The organism is Enterococcus sp. BSD2780061688st2 D3 (assembly GCF_005844145.1).
GTDB lineage: Bacteria > Bacillota > Bacilli > Lactobacillales > Enterococcaceae > Enterococcus_B > Enterococcus_B durans.
The window spans coordinates 17,554-43,904 of record NZ_SPHN01000020.1 but is presented as its reverse complement, the minus strand read 5'-3'; the positions used below and the strand labels follow the sequence as shown (position 1 = coordinate 43,904).

At 35.1% G+C, this 26,351-nt stretch carries 23 protein-coding genes and 3 pseudogenes; 22 read left to right on the top strand and 4 right to left on the bottom strand.

Going from position 1 to position 26,351, the window contains the following annotated elements:
- Positions 1-38 precede the first annotated feature (38 nt).
- From FGQ66_RS13110 to FGQ66_RS13090, 4 genes and pseudogenes are all read right to left on the bottom strand, one after another.
- Positions 39-356 carry a type II toxin-antitoxin system RelE/ParE family toxin gene (locus FGQ66_RS13110; protein WP_002318298.1) on the bottom strand — a complete coding sequence of 106 codons (318 nt, stop codon included), beginning with the start codon at positions 354-356 and terminating at the stop codon, positions 39-41.
- Entirely contained in the window at positions 357-611 is a 255-nt protein-coding gene (locus FGQ66_RS13105) for an AbrB/MazE/SpoVT family DNA-binding domain-containing protein (protein ID WP_002318299.1), read from the bottom strand.
- A gap of 259 nt (positions 612-870) precedes the next feature.
- Positions 871-1,095, bottom strand: a pseudogene (locus FGQ66_RS15860) (type II toxin-antitoxin system RelE/ParE family toxin).
- A 553-nt stretch (positions 1,096-1,648) separates the two neighbouring features.
- A pseudogene (locus tag FGQ66_RS13090) lies at positions 1,649-1,735 on the bottom strand (single-stranded DNA-binding protein); the annotation flags it as partial.
- A 1,165-nt stretch (positions 1,736-2,900) separates the two neighbouring features.
- Here FGQ66_RS13090 and FGQ66_RS13085 point away from each other — a divergent pair.
- From FGQ66_RS13085 to FGQ66_RS12985, 22 genes and pseudogenes are all read left to right on the top strand, one after another.
- Entirely contained in the window at positions 2,901-3,941 is a 1,041-nt protein-coding gene (locus FGQ66_RS13085) for a replication initiator protein A (RefSeq protein ID WP_002303636.1), read from the top strand.
- 823 nt (positions 3,942-4,764) lie between these two features.
- Positions 4,765-5,097 (top strand): type IV conjugative transfer system protein TraE, encoded by a 333-nt coding sequence (gene traE, locus FGQ66_RS13080; protein WP_002322486.1) that lies wholly within the window; start codon positions 4,765-4,767, stop codon positions 5,095-5,097.
- A 618-nt stretch (positions 5,098-5,715) separates the two neighbouring features.
- The gene (locus tag FGQ66_RS13075) at positions 5,716-6,057 is read left to right on the top strand and encodes a DUF5406 family protein (protein ID WP_002311521.1); all 342 of its coding nucleotides are present in this window, start codon (positions 5,716-5,718) and stop codon (positions 6,055-6,057) included.
- An 18-nt stretch (positions 6,058-6,075) separates the two neighbouring features.
- The gene (locus FGQ66_RS13070) at positions 6,076-6,366 is read left to right on the top strand and encodes a YosH family protein (RefSeq protein WP_138302568.1); all 291 of its coding nucleotides are present in this window, start codon (positions 6,076-6,078) and stop codon (positions 6,364-6,366) included.
- A 191-nt stretch (positions 6,367-6,557) separates the two neighbouring features.
- Positions 6,558-6,791 carry a hypothetical protein gene (locus FGQ66_RS13065; RefSeq protein ID WP_002311524.1) on the top strand — a complete coding sequence of 78 codons (234 nt, stop codon included), beginning with the start codon at positions 6,558-6,560 and terminating at the stop codon, positions 6,789-6,791.
- A 66-nt stretch (positions 6,792-6,857) separates the two neighbouring features.
- A pseudogene (locus tag FGQ66_RS15465) lies at positions 6,858-7,125 on the top strand (hypothetical protein).
- 85 nt (positions 7,126-7,210) lie between these two features.
- The gene (locus FGQ66_RS13060) at positions 7,211-7,882 is read left to right on the top strand and encodes a class A sortase (RefSeq protein ID WP_002311526.1); all 672 of its coding nucleotides are present in this window, start codon (positions 7,211-7,213) and stop codon (positions 7,880-7,882) included.
- Positions 7,883-7,934: 52 nt separating this feature from the next.
- Positions 7,935-9,911, top strand: a complete 1,977-nt coding sequence (locus tag FGQ66_RS13055; RefSeq protein WP_138302567.1) for a pilin N-terminal domain-containing protein — start codon at positions 7,935-7,937, stop codon at positions 9,909-9,911.
- 14 nt (positions 9,912-9,925) lie between these two features.
- Positions 9,926-10,678 carry a class C sortase gene (locus FGQ66_RS13050; RefSeq protein WP_002293487.1) on the top strand — a complete coding sequence of 251 codons (753 nt, stop codon included), beginning with the start codon at positions 9,926-9,928 and terminating at the stop codon, positions 10,676-10,678.
- 15 nt (positions 10,679-10,693) lie between these two features.
- Positions 10,694-11,449, top strand: a complete 756-nt coding sequence (locus tag FGQ66_RS13045) for a pilin N-terminal domain-containing protein (RefSeq protein ID WP_002320589.1) — start codon at positions 10,694-10,696, stop codon at positions 11,447-11,449.
- Positions 11,450-11,461: 12 nt separating this feature from the next.
- Entirely contained in the window at positions 11,462-11,722 is a 261-nt protein-coding gene (locus tag FGQ66_RS13040; protein ID WP_002314405.1) for a hypothetical protein, read from the top strand.
- Positions 11,719-13,809 carry an isopeptide-forming domain-containing fimbrial protein gene (locus FGQ66_RS13035; protein WP_138302566.1) on the top strand — a complete coding sequence of 697 codons (2,091 nt, stop codon included), beginning with the start codon at positions 11,719-11,721 and terminating at the stop codon, positions 13,807-13,809. The genes FGQ66_RS13040 and FGQ66_RS13035 overlap by 4 nt, the downstream gene beginning before the upstream one ends.
- A gap of 26 nt (positions 13,810-13,835) precedes the next feature.
- The gene (locus FGQ66_RS13030) at positions 13,836-14,300 is read left to right on the top strand and encodes a hypothetical protein (RefSeq protein ID WP_002310966.1); all 465 of its coding nucleotides are present in this window, start codon (positions 13,836-13,838) and stop codon (positions 14,298-14,300) included.
- A complete protein-coding gene (locus FGQ66_RS13025) occupies positions 14,297-14,539 on the top strand; it encodes a DUF5415 family protein (protein ID WP_002305229.1) in 243 nt (80 codons plus the stop codon). Before FGQ66_RS13030 ends, FGQ66_RS13025 begins: the two co-directional genes overlap by 4 nt.
- A 17-nt stretch (positions 14,540-14,556) precedes the next feature.
- A complete protein-coding gene (locus FGQ66_RS13020) occupies positions 14,557-14,859 on the top strand; it encodes a hypothetical protein (protein ID WP_002295662.1) in 303 nt (100 codons plus the stop codon).
- Between the two features lie 69 nt (positions 14,860-14,928).
- Positions 14,929-16,992: a coiled-coil domain-containing protein gene (locus FGQ66_RS13015; protein WP_138302565.1), complete on the top strand. Its 2,064-nt coding sequence runs from the start codon at positions 14,929-14,931 to the stop codon at positions 16,990-16,992.
- Positions 16,992-19,601, top strand: a complete 2,610-nt coding sequence (locus FGQ66_RS13010) for a VirD4-like conjugal transfer protein, CD1115 family (protein ID WP_138302564.1) — start codon at positions 16,992-16,994, stop codon at positions 19,599-19,601. The genes FGQ66_RS13015 and FGQ66_RS13010 overlap by 1 nt, the downstream gene beginning before the upstream one ends.
- A complete protein-coding gene (locus tag FGQ66_RS13005; protein WP_138302563.1) occupies positions 19,598-21,970 on the top strand; it encodes a pLS20_p028 family conjugation system transmembrane protein in 2,373 nt (790 codons plus the stop codon). Before FGQ66_RS13010 ends, FGQ66_RS13005 begins: the two co-directional genes overlap by 4 nt.
- 51 nt (positions 21,971-22,021) lie before the next feature.
- Entirely contained in the window at positions 22,022-22,354 is a 333-nt protein-coding gene (locus FGQ66_RS13000) for a DUF5592 family protein (RefSeq protein WP_002295656.1), read from the top strand.
- Entirely contained in the window at positions 22,355-22,948 is a 594-nt protein-coding gene (locus tag FGQ66_RS12995; RefSeq protein ID WP_002319881.1) for a TraC-like domain-containing protein, read from the top strand.
- A gap of 162 nt (positions 22,949-23,110) precedes the next feature.
- Positions 23,111-25,135 carry a VirB4 family type IV secretion system protein gene (locus FGQ66_RS12990; RefSeq protein WP_138302562.1) on the top strand — a complete coding sequence of 675 codons (2,025 nt, stop codon included), beginning with the start codon at positions 23,111-23,113 and terminating at the stop codon, positions 25,133-25,135.
- Positions 25,135-26,340 (top strand): glucosaminidase domain-containing protein, encoded by a 1,206-nt coding sequence (locus tag FGQ66_RS12985; RefSeq protein ID WP_104885546.1) that lies wholly within the window; start codon positions 25,135-25,137, stop codon positions 26,338-26,340. Before FGQ66_RS12990 ends, FGQ66_RS12985 begins: the two co-directional genes overlap by 1 nt.
- The last annotated feature ends 11 nt before the right edge of the window (positions 26,341-26,351 follow it).

The following is a 26,351-nucleotide window of genomic DNA, read 5'->3' as shown; positions in this document are numbered from 1 at the left end:
CCACCTGTAGAGGATGAGCGACTTTTGCCTAATTATTGTTAAAAGCCTAGTTTCATTTGTTTAGATTGGAAAATACGTCCTACAAGTATCTCTTTTTTTTCATGGTCGATCCGATAAAATAAGGCATAGCTTTTGCCGATCACGATCCGATATGTTGGGATATCCATTCCATAGATTTCGGAAACTTCCTCATGTATAGTTGGAAAATTTTTGGTTAGTTCTAAAGCCTTCTGGATCGCACCTACAAATCTTTTTATGCTGGCTGGAGAAAGAGCAAGCTCATTTTCCCATTCTTCTATTATCGTTTCAAGGCTGGTCTGGAAACTTTTAGAATAAACTAGCGTGTACTCTTTCATCTATTCACTCCAGCCGTATTTTCCGAAAGCTTTTACCATTTCAATTTCTGAAACTGTTAAACCTTTCTCAAAGTCTTGGAAACTTTCTTCAATCAATTTGCGATCGTGTTCTTTTGCTATTTGAGTAGTATCTAATATGAATAAGTTGCCTTCTTGTTTGGCTTGGACAGTGTCTCCGCTTTTTAATCCAAGAGAGCTTGGAAGGATCACTCCCACACTATTGCCGATCTTTCTAACCTTTAGTTCTTTTCCCATGTTATCACACTCCTTTTAGTTTTTGATGAATAAATTATAACATGTTATAACAACAATCGCCAACGGTGTTTCTTAAGGGATTCCACTCCATATTATTATTGGACAAAATAAGCCACTTAGAACGCTGAAAACATATACAAACGATATCAAAATACGAGTGAACTACTCACCATACACTTCCGTTAACATCCATTTAAGTAGGTATTTTTATTGTATATAGATTTAACATATGTCGGTCGGTTGATTGATATAGCTAAAGTTATAACTCAACCGAAGCCGATTCATCTACACGAATAAAGTTGCGAGTGTTCTCGGCTAATTCATAATAATTGTTATGTGTTCCATATAGCAATACTGGAATAACTTTATTTTCTTGAATCTCATAAGCAACTCTATACACGGTGACCGCATACTTAAATCCATTAGACCAATTACCTGATAAACCTCCAGTTTTTTGCTCTTACTTAAATGGATCAATAGCAATTTCATCACAAACCTATAGAGGATGAGTGACTTCTGCCTAATTACGTTAAAAAATATTGAAAGTAACTCTATGTAGCAAAAAATATCTAGAATTTCATTTCCTCAAAACTGATCGATATTGTATCTAAAAATATATACTACCTAAAATAGGTAGTATATATTAAAATATGTGCTTTTGTTAGAAAAATCAATACATAAATTATCATATCTGTATATGTCATTTTGGTATTTCAGTTATGTTATAATAGTTTTGCTGTCTGCTACCCCGGCCTAATCTGGCAAGGGGAGGAGGAGATATAATGAAATACCTTTTTGATTTTGTTTTTGCAATCAAGCCACTTGCAGATGTAGTGTGCAGTTACCTCTGCAAATGGCTTGATTGCAAAATTGCCAAAAAAGACAGTAAGCCTACCCGTTAATTCTATAATATAGAAACGTAAAAAAAACCCCATCAGCCTGCACGCTGATGGGGTTTGGTGATATAATGAAATACCTCTTTGTTACTCATAATTATACCATAATTAGTCACGAATGCAACCAATAGAAAAAACTACTTAGAACGGTAGATCATCGCTAATAACAATGCATTGTCCACCAAATGGATTTTGTGAAGCATTAAATACATTGTTATTAATTGTCGCTGCTTTTAACTAGGCCTCTCCCCTTCTATTATAAAAGAAGATATATATCATTTCTTAATTACCTACTACCTTAAACCAAAATTTAAGTACTACCTAATTTAAGTAGTACTTAAACAATCTAAAAAATAGTTATCCCAATTGTTATGCTTTTATAATACGATTATTTGTAACAAAATGAATATTATATAATTAAACACTACCATATTTAGGTAGTGTTTAATTATTAGCAAAACAAAAAATATTTATTCTATTCTCTTAACTTCAACTAAGTTATGCTGCACACCTTTATATAAATCATATGCAACTCATTAGCTAGACAAACTACAAGCATGTAGTTTTATCTGTTAATTATGTACTACCTAAATAAAGTAGTTTATAATTAACAAGTATATATATTTAAAAATTTAAGATTAATTTTTTTATGACTTGTACAAATTTATCTGATATTCTCTTATTAAGAACTACCTAATTTGGGTAGTTCTTATTTTTTACATTTTAAGTAGTATTTAATTGCAATTTGGTAGTATTTTTTTATTATCTTATTCTTAGAACGGTAGTACTTAATATAAATATAGGTAGTATCTAATTTAAGTATTAATGGTAGTATCTAAATTAACAGGTAGTATGTAACTACTTTAAAGTAATTTTTTTCAGATTAACACAGTAGTATCTTATTAAATAAGTTAATTTTAATGGTAGTACATAATTATTATATATATCTGACATTGGTAGTACTTATTGTATTTTTTAGTAGTATATAATCTATTGTTTTCTAGCCTAAAGCCTTGTCTTATAAGAATAATATAATATATACTACTGAAATAAGGTAGTAAATATTGCTAGTAATGGTAGTATGTTTTATATGCATAAGGTAGTTCTTAATTTATTTTTTGTTTTGACACTGGTAGTACTTAATTATCTTTAATTTTAAAACTAAATTTTATTCATACGTTCTTCTGGTAGTATTTAATTATAAATAATATTTATTTAAAGTAGTTCTTAATGACTTTAAAGGTAGTACATAATTCATTTTATTTCTGATTTTAGGTAGTATTTAATTAAAAAACAGTTTTAATGCGTTTGCATTTTTTATTTATCTTTGCTATTTTCGAAAAGAGTAGGTAATTTTACATAAATAAAACAACGTGAAAGTAGAGGATCTACAATGACTGATTTTAAATTTTTTAAGGCGGATAGAGTTTACAACGAATTATTTTATCAATTTCCAAAAGTCTTTATTGTTTCTGACGAATACAAAAAAATGAAAGATTCAACTAAGATTGCCTATATGCTTTTAAAAGCAAGATTAGAGATCGCAATCAGCAAACGGCAAATCGATGAAGAAGGTAATGTTTATTTTACTTATACGACAAATGAACTATGTAGAGTATTAAACTGCCAAAAACAAAAAGCGATAGCAATCAAAAAAGAGTTGGAATCCTTTGGTTTATTATTACAAAAGCAGATGGGATTTAACAAACAGTTAGGGAAAAATAATCCTAATAGACTATATCTAGCAGAATTAAAAGTCTCAGAAAATGATATCTACTTACTCGAAAAATTTGATAGAGAGAATAGGGAAAACGTTGATAAATCAGAGGGTATGAAAATCATACCCACCCTCGACGAAAAATCAGACGCTGAATCCCTTGGGGCTCAAGAGGGTATGAAAATCATACCGTGCCAAAACGTTGATAAATCAGAGGGTATGAAAATCATACCAGAACTTAATAATAATATATTAGACACTAATAGACACAATATAGACACTGAAAAAGACCGCCTACAAGATCAATTGTTGTTAGACAATTTTGAGACAATTATGACAAACGACAGCATTGCTACGTTTGTCCCTGAACGAGTATTAAATTTGATAAAAACATTTTCTTCAAGTTACAGTGAAGCTCAAAAAACCGTCCAGACTATTCATAATGCAAAGAAAAAAGCTGAAATAGAAAGTGGTATTTCGATAGTTTTTGAAGAACTCGATAGTTATTATGTCAATGCAGAACAAGAATTATACACGACACTGTTAAAAGCCTATCAAAAATTAAAAACCGAAAAAGTCGAAAATATCCAGAACCTGATTTTTGTCTATGTAAAAAATTGGTTTATCGAAAAACCAATAGCTGCTAAAGTATCAAGTGAAAAACGTTTGAATTATGAAAGCTCCCCAAGCACTATTACGAAAGACTGGTTAGAGTGAAACTTTACTGACAAAGTGATTGTTGCTTCATGAAGTAACATTAAAATTAAAAATTTTTTATTATTCTAATTATATTACGAATATTACAAAATAATAGCTATTTTAATAGAATTTATAAGTTAAAATATTATGATAAAAATCACAAACGTAGCCTTTTACGTCATAAGTGTTAAAAGAAATAATTAATTTCAAATATAGAAAAGGGAACGTATGTTTGCATACTCCTTTTTTTTGAGTTATAATAATACGCGAAGAGAGATAATTTCATTATTTAAACAAGCTAAAAATCTTGATATTACTTCTTTTCAGGCAATACGAATATTATTCGCTTACATTTTTTGTATAAATTTAATTGTCTGCTATGCTTGTGATGAATTGATTTTCGTTCTGCACTTTTGGATGATAAATTTGGACAATTGAAAATACAAAAAAAAGAAAGGCGGTATGAACTCGGAAGGCTGGTAACCTTCGTCAGCGTTCATACACGGCATTAAGATTTGGCCCTTAATGCGTTAACCTTTCAGTGTTACGGTATTACCCGCAATGGATTTAGTATAACAGATATTCAAAAGTGATACCACTTTTTTTGGCTGTGTTAAGGTTAAAAATACGTGATATTACGATGAATCTATGCCTAAGCATAATGTTATAAAAATGTCCGTGTGGCTCTTTGCCGTATGACGAACGCTGAAATTAGAGGGAACGCATGTTTGGATGCGTTCCCTCTTTTTTGTTTGTCATGAACGAAAATCAATTCTCTATTTTTGAAAAATAACAAGAAAAACTTGTTAAAAATATTTAAAGAAATTGGGTGGTTTATTTTATGTCATATACAGGAATTTTGAGTCTCAAAGATATTTGTCACTACGGTAAACGGTGTACCGCTACAGAGAAAATCACGAAGAAACTATCAACTGGCCAAAGTAAAACCGTTGTGCAGTGTAAGAAATATATAATCCAGAAAGACAAAGTCTCAGAGGAAATGATTTATTACATTGGGAAACAAAAGCAAATAATTTTAAAAGATCCTATCCCCTTAAAAGAGCTATATCCAACAATCAAACATGTTTATGACCAAAACGGTGTACTGATTGGTCGAAGAAAAAATGGAGTCTTGCGTTGTACCGCAAAAGGGATGGGGCGTTTAATCAGCTGAATTGATCATTCTCATAACTTGTATTTTATCGTTTTTCGCTTGCTTGAAAATATTGTCGAGACTTCTAAAAGAACTTAGAATCATTAGAAAAATAAGGAGTAGACTTGATCTATCAACAATTTCCTTCGGGGAGTGACGGGGTAGATTTTTACGATTGGTAACGTAAAAAATTGGTCAATCGAGTAAATGCGCTTGTTTGGATAGTGGTGAAATGAATTTGTGTAAATAATATACACAGAGTAAACAAGAGGGAATTTAGAGGTTAGACAAGTTAGAATAGCGCCTAGATTAATCATGAGCAGCTACTAAGGGATCTAGGCTTTGACGCAAACTCATGGAATAAGGAGTAGGTCTTCTCGTAATGGGGAGGACGCACAAGAAATTGTGTCGTGTGCTGCAGTACATGTAGATACTTGCGAGGACGTTGGTCATTGGATCAATCGAGCATTTACCGCTGTCTACTAGGGTTTCTCGTTTCGGACGCCATAAACGAGTCGATATTTTTTATGTATTTTTAAGTAAACGAAAAACGATAAAATATGAACGAGTCCTGAATAAAGTGAAAAAATTGATATAAAACATAGAGAAAATGAAATTTACGTAATGGAGGAATGACAAATGAAAAATTATGATCCGAATATACGATTGGGCACACATACTATTAAGGTTTCTTTCCAACGTTGGGATTACAAAGGTTTTGTGACGTTTAGAAGAGGCGGAAATTGTAAAGGATTAGATGTTTTAGCATTAAACGAGGATGATTTATACGATCAAACATTGACTGATAATCCAATTGGATTCGGCTTGCTACCTGAAGATGATGAAGGTAATGAATGGTTTAAAATGACGCTTATGAATGATAATGGAGACGAATTATCTGTTGAAGATACTTGGTCATATTTGAGTGATTATATTGTCAGCGTTGAAATCATTGAATTTGTAGCGGATAAAGAAGAATAAAAACTGGAGGAATAAATTATGAAATTTTTCGAAGTAAAATCACCATACTATTATGCGTTAATCGCAGCAAAGAATGAAGAAGAATGTGCAGAATTGTATGAACAAGTAGTAACAAATATCGAAAATCGTGAAGAATTTATTCGATGTTTGCATGAGTTAAATCGAAATGAAGCAATTCAAGAGGATGCGAAAAAAATTAGTGAAGAAACGTTACAACCAATCGGTATGGAGGAAGCTACAAAAGACATTTTTACAATTATTGATGAACAAAAATCTTGTGTATTAAGCATTGATTCTACATTGGTTTAATAGATCCAAGATTCTATAATTTTTTTCAAAGTAAAAAGAAATTAGGTAATGATTCTCAGACCAATTACTTAGGAAAATAACCATACAAATTAGATTTTACAGATAAAGGATTAGAAGGAATCACGGCGATTAATAAAAAGGTAGTATTACCTTAGGCATTGAGTAAGGAATTTATTTAGGAGGAAAATTAGATGGCGCGACCAGTTTTAGATGCGATGGATATGGATACTTTGACAAAAGGAAGGTATGTACAGCTGTTAGCTCGTGGTTATTCACCTAAAGATGTATTCAAAGCCCTATCTAAAGGAACAGATATGGAAAAAGAAAGATTACGAAAAGAATTCGACTATTGGAGAGAGCATAACGGAATAAAAGATTTAAAACCAGCACGTCCAGTTATTAGACGAAAAAAATTGAAGAAGTAAGACCAAAGCGTATGGCGTACATAGGCTTTTTTATTTTGATAAAAATAATGAAAGGAAGGAAAACTCATGAATTGTAAAGAAATCGAAAATAGAAAAAAAGTGTCGAAAGAAATGGAAGAAAAGTTACTAAAAACAATGAAACAAAAACAATGAAACAAAAACAATGAAACAAAAACACCTTAAAAGATTATCTGTCGCGCAATATATCAATGATATGCAGTTAACAGGAAAAGAGAAAGCTTGTTTGTTAGGTTCAATGAAAAACTTTGAACAGTTGAGACGAACTTATGTGAAAAAAAGTTCTAATTGTCAACTATTGTTAGAAGTCTCATGACATTCATTAATAGAATTCATTTTTAAAACTTTTTCTATGGAAATGAGAAAAAGTTTTTTTGTTTTGTCTGAAAGGAGGCAGATGGATGAAAAAATGGTTATTTGGTTTTTTAGGAGTCGCTTTAATCGTCTTTTGCAGTGTGTTTGGCTATGTTAGCTACCAAAAACATGAAGGAGATGTGTTTAAGCAAAATATAGAAAAAAAGATGCCCGTAGATCAAATCAATGCACACGCAAAGAGTTATAAGGAGGATGCAACGAACGTCAATAATGATATGTCTTTGGGGCAAATGTTGTCCATACAAAAAGAAGCAATCGAAATGGGCGTCAATAAACAAGTATTTGCACAAATTCAGATTCCTGCACTTGGTTTAGCATTGCCGATTTTTAAAGGGGCAAATCAATACACTTTGAGTCTTGGAGCGGCTACTTATTTTTATGAGGATGCCGAAATGGGCAAAGGAAACTATGTTCTAGCAGGACACAACATGGAAATGCCAGGTGTTTTATTTTCAGATATTCAAAAGTTGTCATTAGGGGAGGTGATGGACTTAGTTAGTAACGATGGCGTCTATCGTTACAAGGTAACGTGTAAATTTATCGTATCTGAGTACTTTAAATTAATTGATGGCGTTCCTGAAGAGAACTCTTTCTTGTCTTTACCAAAGAAAGGAGAGAAACCCTTATTAACGTTGTTTACTTGTGTTTATACGTCACAAGGAAAAGAAAGATACGTGGTACAGGGAGAGCTACAATAACAAGGTTGTAATCAACGCGAGTCGTTGAAATATGAAATGAGGAGAGTAAAAAATGGCAATAAATCGGTATGTAAAAAAAGCTGGAATGCTTGTTGGAATGTTAGGAATCATTGCAGGCTGCTTTCAGGGATATCGAACATATGCAGAAGATGTCACGCAAAAAACGCCACCAGAGAAGGTCAATATCACGGTTCATAAATTAATGTACGATCAAGGAACGCAATTGAATGTTGATATTGACGGGATCAAAAACGATGGTTATACGCACGATCAATATCCTACAGGTGTAACGAAATACAACAAGGCAGATTATGGTGATGTTGAGTTTACGTTAGGAAATATTACGGATCAAGTATTACCGACTGAAGATTCTGATCTAACCAACGCGAAAGTGGACGAAATCGTGAAAGATGTAGAAGACAAGGGATCTAACAGTGAGTACGTCAAGAATGCAACCAACAAAATTACTTCAGCTGTAGATGAAAATGGTGAGATTACTTTTGCTGATCAACCAGCCTATGTCAATTCCAAAGGGAATGTATATGTGGTTTATGAAAGTAAATCCGCTGCTGGATTAGTCACACAAAAAGCAAAACCAATGGTTGTGATTGCGCCAATGACTGATAATACAGGTTCAGGTTTTTTAAAAGACATTCACTTATATCCTAAAAATATTGTTTCTAAGTTGAGTTTTGAATTAACGAAATTTGGTGACGATGGCACAGCTCAAAGCAAACAAACACCTTTAAAAGGGGCAAAATTTGAGTTATACAAGGGCGAACCTGGAAAAGGAACAAAATTAGGAGATCTTGTATCGGATGATCAAGGAAAGCTGACTGCTACTGATTTGACGTTAGGAAAATACTATTTTGTGGAAGTTCCTTCAGAAGTTGTAGTGGGATCAGATAAAGAACCAACAGCAGATCAATATTTATTAGGCGCAGACGCTCGCAACGATGCGCACAATAAATTAACCTTTGAAATTACGAATGATGGCGTGACAAGTGACTTAAAAGCTTCATACGTAAACTATAAAGCACCAGTGATCGATAAAACAGTAACAAATGGAACAGGACAAGAACATTCTTTCCAAATTGGTGACGCAGTAAATTATCAAGGAACGATTCATATCCCAACAGACATTGCAGGCGGAGCAGACGGTATCACAGTAAACGGAGTGAAAAGCGAAACTTCTCTTTACAGTGTATTTAAATGGGGGGATACAGCAGGACAAGGACTTTCTTATGTCGCTGCTAAAGCAAATATCAAAGTAACAAATAAAGATGGATCTGTGGTATTAAAAGAAAATACAGATTATAAAATCCAAAATTCAGAAAATGGCTTTGTGATCGATTTTATCGTGAATAATGGCCAAGTAAGTGATACTGTAGCAAGTTTACACGGACAAGATCTTCAAATGACTTATAACATGTATGTAAATGACAGCGCAGCTGTTGCCAATCCATTAACAAATAGCGTGGATTTCGTTTATAACAACAATCCATTTAATCAGGAAGAACACCACGAAAAAACGAAAGCTGACGTTGTGACTTATGGTGCAAAATTCTTAAAAGTCGATAGCGGACTATTTGGAACAGGAATCAAAGCAACACCGCTTGAAGGCGCAGAATTTGCTGCTAAAAACGCAGAAGGAAAATATTATGGTGGATTAGTTGATACGGATAAAGACGGTGTCAAAGAAGCAGTATGGGTAGACGATGTAGCAAATGCAGCGATCCTAAAATCAGATAAAGAAGGTCACTTTGAAATCACTGGTTTAACTGAAGGTAAATATTCACTGGAAGAAACAAAAGCGCCTGAAAACTATCAAAAATTAACGAAAGAGATCTCTTTCAAAGTAGACAAAGATTCATACAAAGAAAAAAACCGAATCACGATCAAAAACAATCAAAAAGCTTCCGTACCAATGACCGGTAGCAATGGTTTTCAAACGTATGTATTAATCTCTTGCTTGTTGCTAGGAGCAGGGGCACTTTCTGCAGTTGTTTACTTTAAGAAGAAAGCCTAGAAGGATCAAAACCAATGATTATCAGGAAGCCTAAGAAAAAGCGAATCATGGGTAAATGGATCATTGCTTTCTGGTTACTTTCAGCTGTAGGTGTCTTACTTTTGATGCCTGCTGAAGCGAGCGTGGCGAAATACCAACAAAATCAGCAGATTGCCGCAATCGATCGAACAGGAACGGCAGCAGAAACGGATTCTTCTTTGGATGTTGCTAAGATTGAGTTAGGCGATCCTGTTGGTATTCTTACAATTCCAAGTATTTCTTTAAAACTACCAATTTATGACGGAACGTCCGACAAAATTTTAGAAAATGGTGTAGGTATTACGGAAGGAACTGGTGATATTACAGGAGGAAACGGTAAAAATCCTTTAATCGCAGGTCATAGTGGACTTTATAAAGATAATCTTTTTGATGATTTACCTTCAGTAAAAAAGGGAGAAAAGTTTTATATCAAAGTTGATGGTGAGCAGCACGCTTATCAAATCGATCGGATTGAGGAAGTGCAAAAAGACGAACTACAAAGAAACTTTGTCACTTACTTAGAACCAAATCCCAATGAAGATCGAGTAACGCTAATGACATGTACGCCTAAGGGGATCAACACACACCGTTTTCTAGTGTATGGGAAGCGAGTAACCTTTACAAAATCAGAATTAAAAGATGAAGAAAATAAGAAACAAAAATTATCTTGGAAATGGCTTTTAGGAAGTACTGTTTTTCTTTCAGTCATGATCATTGGTTCGCTATTTGTTTATAAAAAGAAAAAATAAAGGAGGGTAACCAACATGAGAAATAGAAAATGGCTATTTGTTTGTGCAGCCGCTCTTTTTTCTTTCACTGCCTACACACAGTTGACGTTTGCAGACAGACAAGAAAGCACGGATAGCACAGAACAAACAATCCAAACGTCAGATAGCAGCACGATTCAAAGCAGCGATGAAACCGTCGATTCGTCAACAGTTGATTCTTCAGAAGAACCTAAAATTGCTGAAGACGATCAAATAGTCAAACAGACCATTCACGTTCAAAAGATTATTTCTTCAGAACAATTAGACAACCAGGGGCATGAAAAACAAGAAGGAGTAAATGGCGCGAAGTTTTCTGTTTATGATGTATCGGACATTTTACAAAAGATGGATGTTAAGGATCTCACTACTGACCAAATTGAATCCCAATTAAAAGATCGAGTGAAAAAACTATCCAGTGATCAATTGAAGCTAGTTTCTAATGGAGAAACAAAGACAATTGATCAACAAACAGGTGTCTTTGAATTCTCGGTAGAAGTGCAGGCAAATCAGAAACAAGCTTATTATATTGTCAATGAATCAAGTCCTGAAAACATTTCTAATAGCGAGGATATTTTGCTATTAACACCTGTTTCTGATAAAAACGGTGAATTCTTAAAGGATGTGTGGATCTATCCTAAATCAGAAGCTTCGCAACCTAAAGAAGAAGTAAAAAAAATCGTTTCTACTGGCGTAAAGAAAAACTTCTTTGAGAATTGTTGGGATTTTGTTACTCACTTGTTTTCTAGAGATTAAGGAAGAAATAAAATGAAACTGATCAAATTATTATTATTCAATCTTTCTTGTTTAACCGCAGTCTTTTTGTACTGCGGTTTATTATTTTCTAAACTATCTATTTTGCCAAGCTACCAACTATACCTAATGAGGATTTTAAACATACCAGCTGCTTCCATGCCGCTAGATATTATGGAAAAGCTCATTAGGAATCCATTATTTACTACGATCAATTTGATCGTTATTGTCGGAATTTCACTAGTCATTTATAAAAAAGAGGGGATGAAGGGATGAATTTTAAACACTCGTGGACAAGACGGTTAAAATATGTTTTTCCCATAATGATGATGTTAGGTACATTGTTTGGGTTAAAAACAGCCAATGTCTTTGCTGAAAAAGTTATTGTCGATCCGTCAAATCCAATCCAGAACGTAAAGAATAATTTTATTATTCCAAAAGATGTTCCTAATGCAAAAACAAATATTACTGTAAACGGAGCGTCAAAAGTTTACAAATATCATGTTGATGCCAACAAAGGTGGTTTTACAGACGACTACGTAGGATTAGTGGAGGGAAACAAAAATATACGCTATCCTTCTTTCCAAAAAGAATACGGTGAAACAAACCTTGTTTTAGAAGGCGTAACAACCAACACCAAAGTCAATATTGACTATGGAAAAATCGGTACGTATAACGGGAAAAAAGTCAATATCAAGCTAGTTCTATCTAATATTCACTTATACTCGGATACGTTGCCGTGGAATCTACTAGATAACAACTATACAAAAACTCATTTTCGAGACGATGGCTATAAAAATACGAATGGTGCAATGAGTAAATCTAAAAAAAGAACAGTACTTTGGATCTCAGACAATCTTTTCTCAGGAATTGTTTACCATTCAACACAAATGAATGTGCAGCTAGTAGCCACATATGAGGACGGTAGCCCCTTTCAATTTTCAGGAGATACATTTATCAGTTTTAACTCTTTGAACCCTGCAGGAGGAAAAAGCACGGATCTTAAAGGAGAATATGCCCACTATGACAAAATGAATACGACAGATTGGTATGTCAGAAAAGATACGGTTCTTTCAGAATTTAAATCTTTCTACAACAATCTGAACGTGGTAGGTGGCCACCCAGGAGGAAGCTCTAAGCTGACACAAGCGGATAATGATTTCAATAATTTGCATGATAAATTAGGAGATCCGAAGTTTGGTCAAGGTACTGTGTCCTTTAAAATATCTGAAGCAAATCCGACGTTTGTGATTGGTTCTTCTAATGTTCAAACCTGGTTTACTTTATCTTCTGCGACAATCTTTAGTGTTGTTCCTGATCAACCTGAAAAAACAGGGGTTGATAAAAATGGAAATAACGTGAACGATAAAATGTTGCAAGTAGGAGACACGATTCAATATCGAATCAAACAGAAGGTGAATCGATTAGGAGTGGATTTACTAGCGGTTTACGATCGATTTGAGTTAATCGATAATTTACCAAAAGAAGTAAATTACGTCGATGCACACGTTGAAAGTGGTACAAATAAAAAATTCGATGTATCTGGTGAAGTGACCTATGACAAAACAAAACACCAGGTAAAATATGCAGCGAAAGCTGATACATTAAAAAATCGAATGAAGTATAACGGCGAAACTTACGAATTAGTGATCAATGTAAAAGTCAATGAATTGGCCAATCAAAATAGTGTAGCCAAAAATCAGGGAACGTCGATCATTAATAAAGTAGAAAAGGATACAAATATCATTACCGTTTATTTCCCTAAAATTCCAGTGAAAGAAGTACAACAAAATGGAAAAGATGTAAACGGACGAAATGACGGTAAGAAGGGTACGCCGACAGCTTCTTTAAACGCAGGATCTGAAGTACAATATCTAGTCACACAAAAATGGCACACAAAAGGCGTAGACGCTGCGTCAGATCACTACAAACAATTTAGTATTCAAGATCCAATTGAAGCTCGTTTGACATATAAAGAAGGTTCTGCGCAAGTAATAGATAAGAGTAAAGGAAAAGATATTACTTCTGAAGGCACACTAACCTATGATAGCAATTCAAGAACGCTGAAGTGGGAAGCTTCCGCTGACTTCTTAAGTAACAATCTTTTAGATGGACGAGAAATTCAGCTGATATTTACAGCTAAAACTCCATTACAATCAGAAAAAAATATTGATAACCAAGCCGTAGTAGCAGTAGATAATGTTTCTAATAAAACAAATGTTGTGACAATTGGGGTTGATCCTAACTTGCCACAGGTCATTGTTCCTAAAACAGGTTCTACACATTTAGTAACGATTTCAGCGGTCAGCTTACTATTACTTGTGTTAGCAACTTTTAGTTATGCGGTTCTGAGATACATTTAAAATAAAAAAACGAAAGAATGAATAAAATGAAAAAGTTAATAATAGTAGTTACTTCCTTGATTGCCATGATTGTTATTTTAGTCGGATGTAGTAATGAAAAAAATAAACAAACTAATCAAGATAATGGCGTATTGAAATCAGGAACTATGTGGAAAGAAGAAGTAGGTGGTCTTGTTTATAATTTGAAAATTATAGATGAGACTACCTGGGAATACTCTGAGAGTGTATGGCATCCAGATCCTGTACAAATAACAGTCAAGAGGCAAAAAGACTATAAAGGTTTAGAAAGATACAAAATAGTAGATTCAGCTGGTGTTAGGGAATTTATAAACAAATCTGATTCTTTATTTATTGTTGTTCCCTATGAGAAGAATGGCGTAAAAAAAATAATTTTTCTTGGATCTAGCAAGGATGAAAAGCGAACGAAAGAGAAATTGATTCACGATGGATCACAATCCAATAAATATAAGTTACAAAAGACTAGCGAGTGATTGCTAGTCTTTTTATTTGTCCTGAAGGAGGAATCACAGTGGCAAAAGCTAAAACGCCATTTGAAAAAGCCGCGTCTAAAATCTTAGAACGCCGCGGTGTATCTGAAACACAGTGGAAACAAGAAGTCCTTGAAAAAGCACAATTTGACCTATTACGGGGAAAAGACAAGGACTTAGAAGGATATATCTATCAACGTGAACGTGAAAAGCTTGTTTTCGATGAAATTATTAAACACTAAAAGGAGCGAACAATTTTATGTTTGAATCAATTACAATGAATTTTTTAACACAACCGAAAGTAGTAGCTGCGGTTGATATTTTTAGAGCATTACAAACTGCCGCAACTAGTTTAAAAAACAATCTGATGATTTTTGCTGCTGCTGCGGCCGTTGCTTCCATTGTTATTGGAGGTCTTTTCTTCCTATTTGGACGAAGAGGAGCTGAAAATGGGAAGATGCACGTAGGCTATGTATTGATGGGGGTAGGAGTTATTTTAGCAGCAGCTTCTATTGTGGTTTCGTTATTTGGATTGTTTGGACAAACACCTCAAGGATTATAAGAAAGTAAAAAAGTAGGAGTAAGAAGTAGTCGATACTTTTTACTCCTTTTTTATGAAAGGAGAATACTCATGTACTTTACGATTGCAGGCAATACCAAAACAGATAAAGAGTTAATAAAAAAAGCAACGAAGGAAGTAGGAAAGCGTACTTCTTTTTTACCGAAAACAATTAAATATTCTGTCATTGAAACGGAAGAACAGCTACATGTGTTAGGGAAAGTACTGGAACACGAAAGTCGATCTTCTGTTAAGTTGACTCTCACGTTACATGACACAGAAGGAAAAATAGAGAAAGCTGGTACAGAATACGTTTTTGGCCCACTGGATTATCAAATTTCAGAAGGTTTCTGTCCTACATTGATGGATTTAATCCGCCTTGATGTGTTTAAAGAAACGGATGAAACTATGAGTGTGGAAGAGTCTTATCGAAACGAAAAACTTTTACAAGTTTTAGAAGAAGAGTTAGAGAGCGACCAAAGAAAAGTGAATCAAGGGAGTGAAGTCGAAGTAAATGAAGAAGTACCATGGGAACGACCAATATTTCCAAAGAAGGAGTCAAAAGAAAAAGAGACAGTCTATGTTGACGAACAAGCTGATATTCCGACTCAGAAATCGATATTTGAGGAAGAGAACGATGTGATGGGTCAATTGGAGGTAGATCCCTTTGAAGAAACAATGGAGGATGAAGAGACGGCCGAAGTAGAAGTTGATCCAGTTGAAGCTAATGAAGAGTCAACATGGACTGAAGGGGATTCTCAGGAATATATTGAACCACTTATCAGTGAAGAAGTAGAAAAACACGAAATAGAGATACAGAAGGCAACTGTATTTGATTATATTTTGGATCAATATCCGCCAGAGCATGAATGGATGAAAGAAAAAAACAAATTATTTTTAAATGAGCTTTATTCGAAATATCAATTACCCCAAACCTATCAAGCATTTTTAGAGAGTAAAGAAGAATTAATCTCACAGGGTAAAGGCACACTTTTAGAACAGTTAGAGTCTGTCCAATCAACAAATTGGCATGAGCTTGCACAAGAAGATTTATTAGCCACCTTTGAAGAACGTCAACAAGAAACAGATCAAGAAATTAATGAGTATGCGACGGAACAGTCGTCTAATTGGGAGAAAGCAAAAGAGGAACTAAATAAAGAAGAACAGCGAGTGATTGAAGAAGAAGTACAAAAAATTAAAGAGCGATACGAAAAGAAACGCGACAATGCGTATTCCTTGTGTGTAGCAAAGATCAATAATTTTACTCAGACGAATCAAGAAGCGTTATCGAAAGAAAAAGAAAACTTGTTAAAAGAACGTATTAAAGAACGAAAAGAAGAATTTTACCGAGGTTTGCGTACAGATAAGCTAAAGATTAGCAAAGAATTAAATGAACAACTGAATAAGCTATATCAAACAACGACTGAAGTTCTTATGGAAAAACACGAACAGATCCAGCAAGAATTACAAGTACAAATTCCAAAATGGAAAAAAGAGTATGAAATTCAACAACAAGAATTGAAAGAACAAGAAGAAAAACAACGGCAAAAAGAAAAAGAGCGCGAACAATTAGAACTAAAAAAACGTGAACAGGATCTTGCGGAACAACAAATGGCAATAGAAAAACAACGGTTAAACCAAGAAAAGGAAAAAGAAGCAGCTGCTCGTAAGGAACGTCAAGAACAAATGGATACATTGCGACAAGCTCAGTTAAATTATCTAGCACAACCTCAACCAACGCCTTCAGTAGCTGCTGTTCAAACCCCAATGAACAACCAAACAAATCTAACTCCTTCACCACAGCGTTCCTTTAACGGATGGATGGTGGGATGTATTGCAAGTTTAAGCTTGCTTCTAGGTGGAGGGACAGTATTTGCTTTTAATCATATCAATCAATCTTCACAGGCTGATTCTGTAGCCACAACGGCGTCAATCAAGGAAGAAGCCCAAGAACAAGCAAGAAAAGAGTATGAACAACAATTGGAAGAATTATTGAATCGTACCAATCAGTCAACAACAGAGTCAAGTATGGAAAATAGCAAAGAGAGTGATCCTAGTAAGGCTAAAGAAGGATCAAGCGATTCAACTGTACAATCAAACACTTCCGAAAGTTCAGAATCAAATGAGGTGAAATAATGCGTGTTAGAGAAACAACGAGACGAAAAGACAAACGATTCAATTTAGAAAAGAATAGGTATCTTTCTCATTTCTATCGCTATACTCCTTCAGGAGAAGAGCTACCAGAAAAACATGACAAACGTATTTCTCAAAAGATTTTTTATAGTGGATTAGCTTATCTTCCTTTAAACTATGTTGTTACAAGAATACCAGAAGCATTTCATCGATTTGAGATTATTCCAGGAAGTTTACAAGGAGTGAATATTTTTCAGTTACAAGAAATGCCGCAGTTATTCCATTTTGATTCAACTGGTTTTTGGAATCCTTTGACCCCAACAACAAGTTTAGGCACACGTTTAGTTGTTTCTACGATTTGTGTTGTTCCAGCTATACTTATGGGATTGAAAATGGACATGTGGTTTCGTCCTCTAGCAGATGGGCAAAAAGGAGATAACCGATTAAAAACGTTAAAGGAAATCCAACAAATTTATCCGCAAATACCAGAATCAAAGGGAGGTTTTCCTGGTTATGGCGGAATACCAATTACTCATTATAAAAAGTACTGGTATATTCAGACGGATACAGTAAATACTTGTATTGTTGGTACTTCCCGTTCAGGGAAAGGACAGATAGAAGTTTTAGCAACCATTGACAATTTGTCTCGTGCAGAAAGACAAAGTTCAATGGTTGTTAATGATCCAAAAACAGAATTATATGTTGCTAGTAAAGATGAACTAGAAGCTAGAGGGTATGATGTGTATGCATTTAATATCACCGATCCACTGCAATCAATGAGTGATAATCCATTGGCACTCATCGTGAAATACTGGAAGCGAGGAGACATAGATACTGCAACGCAGTTAACCAATACTTTTACGAATACGATTTATTATGATGCCAATGCTTCAGACAACAAATACTTTAACGAAAATGCGCAGAAAGCTGTAAATGCGCTTATTTTTGCGTTGTTAGAACAAGCCGATCAAACAGGGGATTACTCCAAATTAACACCCAATAATCTTGTTGAGCTTCTTTCTGAAATTGGTGGTTTTAATTACCAAGATCCTGAGAATGATTACAAACAACTCAATGCCTTAGATGAATTCATGAATCAGTTACCACCTGGAAACATAGCAAAAAAACAATATGGGGCAACAAAAATTGGTTCTGATAAAGCAAAAGGGAATATTTTATCGACGGCAATCACAGGATTGAATCCATTTACCCTAACGAAAATTGCGAAAATGACTTCTCAATCAACCATTGATTATAAGTCCATTGGTTTTCCGAAGTATTTGGATCTCAAACTACACGAGAGTCTGTTAAATCAGCGAATTGTTGTAGAGTTTTATCATCAAGGGAAAAAATTTCATGAGGAACGTGTCAAAGTAGGTTATAGAGGTTTTTGTGAAATCAACTTTGATTGTCATTTAGAACAGGGAGATCATGTTTGCTTAAAATACGATCATCAAGGAAAAGAATATGTTGCTTGGTATGAGTTTTCTCAAAGAGTATTGAAAGACGAAGAGGGAAATATCGTTTATCGAAAAAAACGAGGAGAAACCCATTTACCAGAATTAGAAAAAGAAGCTGTTCTAACATTAGATGAGGATAAAAGTAACTTATTAGTAGAGTCTATTCGGATGCACTATACCGATAAACCAATGGCTATTTTTATGCTCACACCTGATTATGATCCATCTAACCATATCATTGTTAGTATTTTTCTTAGTCAGTTGTATAAAGAATTATCTACGCAATGTGTTAAGACTAAAGGAGATAAATGTCACCGTAGGATTCATTTTATTTTAGATGAATTTGGGAATATGCCACCAATGGATAATATGGAAGGAATCATGACAGTCACAGCTGGTAGAAACATGTTGTGGGATCTGTTTATTCAATCCTATCAGCAACTTTATGCGAAGTATGGGGAACAAAACGCAGCGATTATCAAAGAAAATTGTCAGACACATATTTATATTATGTCGACAGACGATAATACCATCGAAGAGTTTTCCAAAAAAGTGGGGAATAAGACGGTTGAACAAGAGAACAGTACCATCAATTCATTAGGTATGAATACTCATATCAATCGCAATGTTGATTCAGATCGTATCTTAACTCCTGAAAGAATTTCTACTTTTTTAGAAGGTGAAACGATTGTACTCGCTCCTTTAAAACGACAAGATTTGAAAGGTCATAAAATACGGCCGTATCCTATTTTTAATCATGGGGAAACGAATCTTCCTTATGCTTATCAATATATTGAAGATTTCAATCCATCGTGGGATATCAATGATATAGACATACATTGTACACATGCGGACTTGGATCTTAAGGCTTTACAAATTGATTACGATTATTTTCTACCTGATATCTATGCACGTCGACTTTATCACAATATGCACGATCAAATAGAAGAGGAAGCTAAAGAAAACATTTTTATTAAAATCGTTCAATCTTTAGACAACTCAACGGCACAAAAGTTACTTATTCAATTTTATGAAGAGAAGCAAATAGATCGTTTGCAAGAATACCTTGAAAAATTGCATCAAAATGAAGAAATTACAGAGGTTATAAGGAAACGACTTTTGCTAGAAGCTGAAAAGGCGGTGAAAGAATGATCATTGGAGGAATATTTTCCGGCATTGCCGACTGGTGGTCAGGCTTATTTGGGGATGGGGATGCAGATCCCAAAACCGTAACGAAAGTCTTACAAGATTATGGTAATTATCTGCAGTATCAAGATGTATTCAGTTGGATTTGTAATACTTTTTTATGGGGTTTGATTAAAGGGTTATATAATCTCAATACTTTACTAGAAAAAACAATTTATCAAAGCTTTGATTTAAAAGACTTATTGAACGCCGCTGGTGTTAATGAACTGTTTCAAAGTTTGATTAGTAAGGTATTGGCTCTTTTTTGTGTCGTCACATTAATTTATTTAGGCTTAAAATTTTTTATGAGTAAACATCCACCAAAAATCAAAAATATCTTGGTTAATCTATTTATGGCCATGATTTTGATTTTTGGTGGTAGTTCTTTAATCGATGAAGGGCTAAATATTAGTAAAAACTTTTACGGAGACGTGACTGCAGCAAATAAAGCAGATAAAACTGGTTCACCTGCTTTTCAAATTATTCAAAATAATGTGATTGATGTGAGTACGTTACTAGAAAATGATCCGAACAAAGTAGAACACATACCAACAGACAAAAGAAATGCTCTCACGGCGAAAAATTTTAAAACAGCGAATATCAATGGGATTATTACACCTGATCAAGCTAAGAAAATGTCTGAATCAAGTGATATTAGTACAGTACAAAAAGATCGGTTAAAGGCATTACAGTATCGACTAGAGTTAGACGATAATGGGAAAGAAATCCCTGTTCAAATTAGTGATGAAGGTTTAGCAAAATATGTGTATACTTCAGGCTATCGCCGATACATTAGTAGTCCAGGTATTATTTTAGCTGGTGAATCTTCTTTGTCGGTAGCCTATTTATTTATCTTGTTTACGATTGTTACTTGCATTATTGAGCTGGTATTTAAAAAATTCTATTTAGTGATTGCCGCGTCAACGGACTTTGAGACAGGACAACGGATGAAAAGTGCTATAGAAGATATTTCTCAATCCTTCTTGTTATTGGCATTTACGATTTTAGAATTACGAATCTATACATTAATGCTTTCAGGTATCGGTGATTTGCATGCGGCAGGAAAGATCAATGGATTCTTGTATGTTGTCGCTTTAATTGTACTAACCATTGCGCTATTCAAAGGCTCTCAATCAGTTACGAAAATTTTCGGCGTTGATACGAGTCTGAAAAACGGCAGCAATTCTCTTCTTAGCATGTTTGCCTTAGGAAATATTGCGAAAAATGTGGGTAGTGGAGCTAAAAACCTTGCAAGTGCTGGTAAGAGTGGTTTAAGCAATTTAAATGATATTCGTAAAAATGGATTTGGCAATCGAAAAGATGTTACCCCTGATAACGGGGAAGAACAATCAGACGATAAAGCTACAACTGTACCTAATAGTAAGAAAACAGTTTCCGAAATGTTCGGGAAAGCGAAAAATGGTGTTTCTAAAGCCGCAGAAGGTCTTGGTTACGTCAATGAACGTGGGTTAAAAGGAACAGCTGAAGATCTTACAGAAAAAGCCAAAGACACCTTAGAAGAGAAATTAGACGGCACGAGAGCCAAAGAATTGGCTGAAGCTGTGAAGAATCCATCCGAAGCACTAGAAAAACAAAAAGAAAAAGCTTCAGAAGTCAAAGAAGGACTAAAAGATGCGTATGGTGAAGGACAAGTCAATGCAGCAGTAAAAGCTAATACAACAACCGAAAAAGAAAATCAAGAAGGTGCAGCGATTCCTTCAGCCAAAGATCACCAAGATGAGTTGCATTCTAACGAAAATTCAGAAGAAGGACAAAATGGTCAATTACCAAAAACAGATCCAGAACAATATCGTTATAAATCTAACATTAATTCTGAAAATGAAAAGCACATTTCAGATTTACCAAAACGAAATCAAGAAGTACAAACGGATGAGGATTCCATCGATCTGCCAAATGATAATGGAGTCGAAGTTGGAACTGAAAAATCAACGAAAATTGGTTTACCTAAGGCACAAAATTTACCAATGAAAGATAGTCGTTTGAATCAATTCAAGGAGAATGATCAAAGCTTTGTTCACCAATCAACTGCAGGTACTGTTCAAATGAAATCAAGTCGTTTGCCTGAAAATGGGAATTTGACAACTATTTCTTACAATTTATCTGAAAGTGGTGAGACAGAGAATGCGTCCGTTCAAAATATTGTGACAAGAGAAGCTGCACCAAAACCTATTCAAAACGTTCATACAGGTTACAAGCCAGCAAATGTGGCATTTACTGCACCAACAAAAATAAATGTAACAAGAGAAACTAAAAACAGGAACAATGAATTGAAAGAACAACTATTGCGGGATATCAAACAGGATATCAAACCATAAAAGGCCTACAAGTTAGGCCTTTTTTCTATGTATGAAAAGGAGAAATCATTTATGGATAAATATATTAACATGAAAAATCCTCCAAGATTTAGTGGGGAATGGAAGTTTTTCGCCTTTTTCTTTTTAGATCTATTAACGCTTGGTGGTTGCTTTTTTTGGGCGAAAATAGTCAATAATCTTGTCCACTTACCACTCTTTTTTGCACTCTTGAATTATGGCTTATGGATTGCGATAGCTCTAGTGATTGTTTGGCGACCCTATAATAACCCAGGTCAACGCCAGATTTTTGCGATTATCGAATCTATTTTTTTTACGGACAAGAACCATTACCATGCCCTAGATCCTAACCGAAATTATCATGGTACGTATAAGGAGGATGAATAAATGCGAGTCAAAGGACAAAACTCTGTTGATAAGAAATCCATTTTGCAGTTTGGAAAACCAGAAGAACGATCGATCTTGGATTTATTTCCTTATAAATCCTGTACAGAAGAGGGAGTCTTAGTTACTAAAGAAGATCATTTTCAACGTTATTATCGTGTAGTTTCTACAGACGTGGAAGGATTAAACGAACAAGAGAAACTAGAACGAATGAATCAGTTGACCACCGTCATGCGTACGTATGTGCCAACAATTAAGTTAGTTAGTTTGACCACAGAGACGGATCTAACGGAACAAATCGTACAAAAGCGGCAATTATTAGATAAGAATCGTATGGAACAATCCTTAGGAAGAAATCTACAGCGATTAAGAAAATATGAAAAGAAATTAGTAGAGGAAATCCAGGAATTGAAACGAGCAGAACAAGAACGTCCTGACTTAAGCTTCTTTTTCGTCATTGAAGGAAAGACAATCAAGGATTTACAAACCAGAAATCGTCAGTTAATGCGATCTAGTGGCATTTTAGGGTTAAAACCACTCTACAAAAAAGAATTGATCAAGATTCTTTATCGAATGAACAATATGAATGATGAGTAGGAATGGAGAAGAGAGAATGAAATATCCGTTGATATGGTTAGAAAAAGATGTTCCGAAGGAAGAGACCACTAGAAAATTTCCTCACACTTTAAGCCTGAGTAAGTTGGGAAAAGGGCAATCTTTTCACCAAGTAAAGAATCAAACAAGAAGAGGTGATTGTACATGTTAGAAGCGATTAAAATAGCTTTTTCACCACAAAATGATCAAAAAGTACTTGATCCATTAAAGCAATTAGGAAATCGGGAAATAGAAATTTTAAAATCCAAAGGGTATGATTTAGATTTTTTAAAACAAGTGATGCCACAAGGTGGATTAAATTTCGATGAAGAGTATGTGACCTATGGAAATGGTTATTCACGGTGTGTGACAGTTTATCACTACACAAAAAATCCAACGCTTTTTTGGTTGGCCAATCTCATGAACAATCCTCATACAGTGGCCACACTCGATGTTAGCACAGATGAAAAGCAAAAAGTGATTGATCAAATCAATCGTGCCTTAGATGAATTAAATGATCGATCAGATAACGAACGAAAAGCGACTGACCGAAATAAAAGCGCAGAAGAATACCTGGAACTAGCGGAATATGCCCGAAAATTGACTTCTAATGGGGAAATTTCTAAACAAGTCAAAGTGAGAGTACATGTTTACGGAAACACGATTCAAGAAGTAGATGAACGGGCGCAGGAACTGATCGAAAATCTCAAAGGGATGGATTATCGTGCGGTGACTTATCTGCATAAAACCAAACGAGATTGGCAATCGATGTTTACCATGTTCGATGAACAAGCTGAATGGTTCGGAAATATCAAAGGGCAATCACTACCATCGTTAAACATTGGCGGAGGTTTCCCGTTCCACCACCAAACGCTAAAAGATCCAGGAGGTACACAATATGGGGAAACCATGACAGGCGGCCCATTTGTCTGGAATGCGACGTATAAAAATAGTGTACGGTTGTCTACTAATACCTTGCTTCTAGGAATGATGGGAGCTGGTAAATCGACCGTTCTTAAAATGATCGCGGAAGCCCATTTAGCTGCAGGAGACTTTATTTGGGGCTTTGAAAAGGGAAAAGACTTTATTCCTTTCTTAAAGGAATATAACGGTATTATGGTGCGCTTAGACGGATCTGACGGGATGATCAATCCTTTAGAAATATTTGCCACACGGACGTATGATGAAGCATCCAGTTTATATGACGATGGATCAGTCAAAGATTTGAAGATCAATGAAGCAGCGTCCTATCAAACACACTTAGACAAAGTGGTCTATCAGGTACAGTTAGTGAGTCCTCAGCTAAAAGGAACGATGAAAGCAGAATTTAAGACCTACTTAAATCGTTTTTATGAAGAGTATGGAACAGTACCACGCGGCTTTACTTCCTCAAATTCGCGTTCAAATACGGAGACGCAAGTCACAGGGAAAGATCCAGAAGCTTATCCGACGTTCAAAGAATTTTTAGACTTTTTAGGACAACTGGAATTACCAGGTGCTTCCCAAGAGAAAAAGAATCGAAAAGAAGAAATGGAATCCATCGTAGAATCCTTATGTGAGACGTATGGCATGATTTTTGATGGTCACAGTACGATTCGACACCTTGACCAACAACAGTTGGTCTTTTTTGACATTGACTCTATTACAGGTTTAGATCGTGGGGTACAACAATGTCAGATGTACATGGCTATGACGTTGATTTGGAATCAGGCATTGATTCAAGGAAGAAGACAACGACGTTTAATTAAAGAAAAACAAATGGAAGAACAAGACTTCAAACGCTTCTTGGCGATGATTGATGAGTGCCATAATGCGATTAATCCAGATTTTATTGAAACGGTAAATTATGTCACAAACTTTCAACGAGAAATGCGTAAAGTAGAAGCAATGACTGTTTTAGCTACACAATCCCCACAAGAAATGGTGCCAGAAAATATGTCTTCTGAGAACTTCTCGAAACTGAAGAAAGTCTTTGAATTTTCTTCTACGAAGATCTTTATGCGTATGGATGAATCTATTTTACGTCATATAGAAGGATTAGTTGGTAAATCAATGACGAACTCAGAATTAGAATCCATTCCTCAACAAAATCAAGGAGACGCTGTGATCAATTTTGGCTCAAAAGAAACCATTCGTGTTCATTTTAGTCCGAACAAACGTCAATTAAAATTGTTTGATGGAGGAAAATAATGGAAAACCAAAATGAAAGTTTAATCAAGCAGTATGTTAAGCGTCGTGCAAAGCGACGCTTATTTTTGTGGTTGTTTGGTACTTCTGCAGGTTTGATGACTATTTTGATCACTGTGTTCGTGACCCTTTTTCTAATACTTGCGGCGGGTTCGATTGATAATTCGGATTCAGATTCAAGCAGTGGTGGCGAAGCTTTTACAGGAGAATATTCGGAAGGATTACCGATTTATAAAGAAATCAAAGGGAGAGGCCCATTTTCAGATGAAATTGCGCAATATGCGGTAGGAGCAGCCGTAAAATACAAATTATTGCCAAGTGTGATCCTATCGCAATACGGGTATGAATCGGCATTTGGAACGTCTCTATCTGCTAAAAACGACTTGAATTTTTTCGGAATTACCTGGTTTGATGGTTGCTTGTTTCCAAAGGGTACTGCACGAGGAATTGGTGGTATTGAAGGTGGCTGGTACATGAAGTTTCCCAACTCAAAAGCCGCATTCTCTTATTACGGATTTATGGTAGCTACGCAGTCAAACTTTAATGCAAGCGTAGGAAATAAAAGCCCTGGCGCAAGCTTATTGATTTTAGGACGAGGTGGTTATGCAGCTGCAGGAATTACTGAAGATAGTCCGTATTATACAGGTTGTATGTCAATTATCACTTCTAATAAATTAACCGAATATGATGAATTCGCCATCAAACATTGGGGTGAAGGTGGCAATAACAACGGCACGATTACTGGTGAATGGACGAATCCATTCCCTGGCAGCAGTTTAGATAAAAGTTCCTTTAGCGGTGGGCAATTATTTGGAACGAATCCAGGGGGAGAGTTCCGACCAAATGGTTTCCATGACGGATTAGATTTTGGTTCAGTCGATCATCCAGGAAGTGAAATTCACGCGGTGCATGGAGGAAAAGTCGTGTACGTTGGTAATCCTGGTATTTCAGGTTTAGGTGCATGTGTGATCGTGATTAATTACGACGGTTTGAATATGGTGTATCAAGAATTTGCGAATAGTACAGGAAATTCTCGTGTGAAGGTAGGCGATCAAGTAAAAGTTGGTCAAGTAATCGGGATACGAGATACAGCACACTTGCATTTAGGGTTCACTCGCATGGATTGGCGTCAAGCACAAGGACACGCATTCACAGATGATGGTACATGGATTGATCCATTACCATTTTTGAATAGCAGCAAAAAATAGATCAGGAGAAA